Source organism: Tahibacter sp. (genome assembly GCF_035481375.1).
Lineage (GTDB): Bacteria > Pseudomonadota > Gammaproteobacteria > Xanthomonadales > Rhodanobacteraceae > Tahibacter.
In genome coordinates this window covers 1-4,754 of sequence record NZ_DATIGT010000292.1, presented here as the reverse complement: position 1 = coordinate 4,754, position 4,754 = coordinate 1, and the positions used below count along the sequence as shown (strand labels likewise).

Annotated in this window: 4 protein-coding genes; 1 reads left to right on the top strand and 3 read right to left on the bottom strand. The window is 69.2% G+C overall.

Features of this window, described 5'->3' with window-relative positions; all coding sequences use genetic code 11:
- Window positions 1-104: 104 nt before the first annotated feature.
- Window positions 105-506: a four-helix bundle copper-binding protein gene (locus VLF18_RS19265; protein ID WP_325281252.1), complete on the bottom strand. Its 402-nt coding sequence runs from the start codon at window positions 504-506 to the stop codon at window positions 105-107.
- Between the two features lie 222 nt (window positions 507-728).
- Between VLF18_RS19265 and VLF18_RS19260 the strand changes: the two genes are divergently transcribed.
- Window positions 729-2,183, top strand: a complete 1,455-nt coding sequence (locus VLF18_RS19260; protein ID WP_325281251.1) for a hypothetical protein — start codon at window positions 729-731, stop codon at window positions 2,181-2,183.
- A 135-nt stretch (window positions 2,184-2,318) separates the two neighbouring features.
- Here the strand turns inward: VLF18_RS19260 and VLF18_RS19255 are convergent, their stop codons facing one another.
- Entirely contained in the window at window positions 2,319-3,137 is an 819-nt protein-coding gene (locus VLF18_RS19255) for an IclR family transcriptional regulator (RefSeq protein WP_325281250.1), read from the bottom strand.
- Complete coding sequence (locus VLF18_RS19250) at window positions 3,137-4,387, bottom strand: acyl-CoA dehydrogenase family protein (protein WP_325281249.1); 1,251 nt, start codon at window positions 4,385-4,387, stop codon at window positions 3,137-3,139. Before VLF18_RS19250 ends, VLF18_RS19255 begins: the two co-directional genes overlap by 1 nt.
- Window positions 4,388-4,754: the final 367 nt, after the last annotated feature.

Sequence of the window (4,754 nt, the reverse complement as noted above, 5' to 3'; positions counted from 1 at the left end):
CGCCGCCGGGCGCGCCTATCGTATGCGAAGCCTGCGCACGCCGCGGGCGGCGGCGCCTGCGGCTGCGCAGGTCCGGTTCAGCCGGTGCGACCGTGCAGCCGCGGTTAGGAGGTACGCCGCGGACGCTCCGCGCCGCGTCCGCCGCGACGGGGTTCCGGATGCATGTCGTGCAGGGCCATCGCATCGCACTGCGCGGCGCAGTCGCGGCAGGCGCGCGCGCAGTCGTCCATGTCGGCGAGCGCGTCGCAGCTCGCGGCGCAGGCGCGGCAGACTTCCGCGCAGAGCGCGCAATAGGCCGGGTGATACGGCGAGCCACCGGCCATCAGCGCCGCGGCCGCGTCGCAGGCCGTCACGCAGTCGAACATCAGGCGGAAATGGTCGGGTTCGACGTGCGCGCCGCCGAGCGGCAGGCAATGCGTCAGCGCGGTCTGCCGGCATTCGCGCGAGCAGGCGAGGCAGGCTTCGATGCAGGCAGCGAGCTCGTGTGTGGTGTGGGCGTGCGGCATGGGGCGTACTCCGTCGCGCCGGCAGGTCCGGCACGAAATGACGGAGCACGCCGCGTGCCATGCCAAAGCGCACGTCGCACGGCCCAGCTGCGACGGTCCAGTCCGATTCGCGCAGCAAAAAATTCGCAATCATTGAACGTATTGCCTCGCGGCACCCCTCGTTCGCGGGGCTGTGCCGGTGCCGGGACGCACGCATGATCGCGCCCGGTTCCGGGGGAATTTATGCGCGCGCTCATCGTCCGCCTGCTGTTCACTGTTCTGTCCGTCGCGGCGGCACCGGCCTTTGCCGCCGGGCTGCGCCTGAACCTGTGGCCCGTGCCGCCCATCTACACGGGCACGACCTACCAGATCGGCGTGGACGTCCAGAAGGAAGACCGCAACGACGGCATCGTGCACCAGGGACCGTTCACGTTCCGCACGGTGCTGCCCGCCGGCGTGCGCTACGTCGGTTTCAACGGCGGGCTCTGGAGCTGCGTCGCGCAGCCCGACCAGCGCGATGTGAGTTGTACCTATTCCGGCACTCTGGATTTCTGGAATCCGAACTCGATGTCGCTCGGCATCAATGCGATGGTCGACTACGGCATCGCGCCGGGCTCCGTGACGGTCAGCGGCACGGTCTCGAGCGCACAGGTGCCGCTGCCGCCGACGCCGACCTGCGTCGCGCCGCCGAGCACGACCGGCTGCGCCAGCGTGGCGACGGCCTTCGTGACGTCGAAGCTGCAGTTCACGGGCTGGGGCGTCAGCGGCGGGCAGGTGACCAGCGGTCCGGTCGCGACCTGGATCGGCCAGCCGCTGGAAGCCGGGCAGCCCAACATGTTCGTGTTCGAATTCCTCAACACCGGCTTCGGACAGGTGAACACGCCGGTGACGCTGGATGTCTGGCTGCCGCCCGGCGTGAGCTACGACGGCGCGCTGTCGGGCATTCCGGTCTGGACCTGCAGCAATCAGGCCTCGCCCGGCCATGTGCGCTGCACCACGCCGTACCTGTACGACTCGCTGAGCGGATTCCTGTCGATGCGCATCCAGGTGGCGCCGACCATCGCCGTGCCGGGACCGCTGTTCGTGCATGCCGCGGTCGGCAACAACCTGCAGGCGCCGCCGGGCGACTGCGTCGCGAATCCGACGCAGCTCGGCTGCGGCCGGCTGCAGTTCCACACGCGCGTGCCGCGCGTGGCGACCCTGGTCGCATCCAGCATGACGCACTCGCCGCCGGTCGCCACGCTCGGCACCGAGTTCGGTCCGCTGGTATTGGAGTACCGCAACATCGGCGAAGCGAACGCCGGCGCGACGAATCTGTACCTGCAACTGCCGCCGCACATCGAATATCGCGGCGTGCTGTCGTCGTTGCCCGCGGCGACCTGCACGACGCAGGGCACGCTCGCGGCCGGCCAGATCGTCGTCTGCCAGACGAGCGGCCTCGGCGCGCCGCCGTTCAATCAGGGCAGCCTGAGCCTGCGCCTCTACGGCAGCGCGCTCGCCGCATCCCCCGGCCCGCTGCCGGTGGTCGCCGCAGTCGATCTCGGCGCGGCGCCGAACACCGCGACCTTGGCCTCGTGCGTCGCCAATCCGGCACAGAGCTTCTGTGCGACCGACGCGCTGACGACGTATTTCCCGTGTGCGCTGCAATGGGCCGACGGGATCTTCTGCGACGGCATCGAGCCGTTTGTGCGGCCGTAGAGGCCGGGAATGGGGAATCGGGAATCGTAGGAGCAGTGCGCAGGCACTCTGACACACGACTCGCGCCCGGTCGGATCAGAGCGAAGCCGCTCCGCTCTTACGATTCCCGATTCCCCATTCCCGATTCCCAGCCCTTCAGAATCTCCCCTCGCACCGCTCGAACACGCTGTTGCGCAGCGCGACGAGGCGCGGGCCGATGTCGTGCAGCAGGCGTTCGCGCGTCATTGTCGAGACGCGGCCGCTGCAGTTGAACGCGAGCACGCGGCTGCGGTCGGCTGACGTCAGCGGTACGCCGATCGCGTAGACGTCGGGATTCCAGTCGCCGAGCGAGAAGCAGAAACCATAAGTCGCGTAGTCCTCGCGCGCCTGCAGGATGCCGGCGCGGATCGTCGGCCACTGCGCCGGATCGCAGTCGCGCTGCAGTTCGGCGAGACGCGCGTCGAACACGTCGGGTGCACGCGCGGCGAGGTCGGCGCGGCCCAGCGCCGTCGTGCCGTGCGGCACGCGCGCGCCGACGGCGAGCCTGAGCTCGAACGTCGCATCGCCCTGGCAGATGTCGAGCAGTACCATGCGCAGCCCGTCGGCGGCACCGAGCATGACCGCCGCGCCCGTCGCCTCGGCAAGTTCGCGCATCAGCGGCCGCGCGATCGCGAGCACGTCGTTGTTGCGCAGGAACGCGTGGCTGAGCCCGAGCACGGCCGTGCCGAGGCAGTATTTCTCGCGCTCGGGCGAATAGCTCAGGTATCCCAGCGCCGACAGCGTGAACGTGAAGCGCGACACCGTCGGCTTGGGCAGTCCCGTGCGCCGCGCGATCTCCTGATTGCCGAGGTAGTGCACGCCGTGCTCGAAGCAGCGCAGCACCGAGAACGCGCGCGCGACGGCGCTGACGAACTGCGGATGGTCGGGAGCGATGCCGCGGTTGAACAGGTCGGGCTCGCGTCGCGGATTGCCCATCAGACGTCCGCCTTCGCCGCGTAGCGCGCGAGTTCGAGTTTCGCGATCGTCGCCCGATGCACTTCGTCGGGACCGTCGGCGAGCCGCAGCGAGCGCGCGCCGGCATAGGCCGCAGCCAGCGGAAAATCGCCGCTGACGCCGGCGCCGCCGTGCGCCTGTATCGCCCAGTCGATGACCTTGAGCGCCATGTTCGGCGCGACGACCTTGATCATCGCGATCTCGGCGCGCGCGGCCTTGTTGCCGAACTTGTCCATCGCGTCGGCCGCCTTCAGCGTCAGCAGGCGCGCCTGTTCGATGAGGCAGCGCGCCTCGGCGATGCGTTCGTGCCAGATCGAATGGTCGGCGAGCGTGCGGCCGAACGCGACGCGCGTCGTCACGCGCCGGCACAGCAGTTCCAGCGCGACCTCGGCGAGCCCGATGCTGCGCATGCAGTGATGGATGCGGCCGGGACCGAGGCGTCCCTGCGCGATCTCGAAGCCGCGCCCTTCGCCGAGGATGATGTGATCGGCCGGCACGCGCACGTCGAGGAGATCGATGTCCATATGCCCGTGCGGCGCGTCGTCGTAGCCGAACACCGTGACCGGCCGGCGTACGCGGATGCCGGGCGCGTCGGACGGCACGAGGATCATCGACTGCTGCCGGTGCGTGGCCGCGCCGGGATCGGTCTTGCCCATGACGATGTAGACCGCGCAGCGCGGATCGCCGGCGCCCGAGGAAAACCACTTGCGCCCGTTGATCACGTAGTCGTTGCCGTCGCGGCGGATCGAGCACTGGATGTTGGTCGCGTCCGACGAGGCGACGTCGGGCTCGGTCATCAGGAAGGCCGAACGGATCTCGCCGGCGAGCAGCGGTGCGAGCCAGCGGCGCTGCTGCTCGTCGCTGCCGTAGCGCTCCAGCACTTCCATGTTGCCGGTGTCGGGTGCGGAGCAGTTGAACACCTCGGCCGCCCACGGCACGCGGCCCATGATTTCGCAGAGCGGCGCGTATTCGAGGTTGGTCAGCCCCTGCGGCGCATGCGCCGACTGCGGCAGGAACAGATTCCACCAGCCGTGCTCGCGCGCTTTGGATTTCAGTTCCTCGACGACGGCGCTGGGCTGCCACGGATCGCCGGCGGCGCGCTGGGCCTGCGCCTCGGCGGCGTGGCGCTCCACGTTGGGATAAATATAGGTATCAAAAAATTCGCCGAACGAGCGGCGCAGCGTCTCCACGCGCGGGCTGTAGCTGAAATCCATGCGGAGCTCCGGAGGCATGGGTCAATTTCGCGATACGAAACTTTGACGACCATGCGGGATAAGGGAAAACCATCGTCCGGAGCCGAGTATGCGAGCCTATGGCGGCGGGCGTCGAGCCGGTGAAGCTTGCCGATATTCGGAATCAAATTCCGTATGGTGAAATGGTGGCGGCGATCAGCGCAGTGCGCCGTCTCCACGCCGGCTTCGCCTCACGCCGCCAGCGCCACCGCCGCGACCAGTACCGCGTTGATCGCCAGCACGCCGCCGATGACGGGCCGCGCATAGCCTTTTCCGCCGGGCACCGCGGCGAAGCATTTGACGAGCGAGTTCGTGGTGAACGCCGCGGCGAGCGCCCAGGCCGCATCGCCGTGCGGCAGACCGCCGC

Excerpts from the sequence above, each read along its gene's own strand:
- VLF18_RS19265 (WP_325281252.1), bottom strand. The coding sequence starts at position 506 with ATGCCGCACGCCCACACCACACACGAGCTCGCTGCCTGCATCGAAGCC.
- VLF18_RS19255 (WP_325281250.1), bottom strand. The coding sequence starts at position 3,137 with ATGGGCAATCCGCGACGCGAGCCCGACCTGTTCAACCGCGGCATCGCT.
- VLF18_RS19260 (WP_325281251.1), top strand. The coding sequence starts at position 729 with ATGCGCGCGCTCATCGTCCGCCTGCTGTTCACTGTTCTGTCCGTCGCG.
- VLF18_RS19250 (WP_325281249.1), bottom strand. The coding sequence starts at position 4,387 with ATGCCTCCGGAGCTCCGCATGGATTTCAGCTACAGCCCGCGCGTGGAG.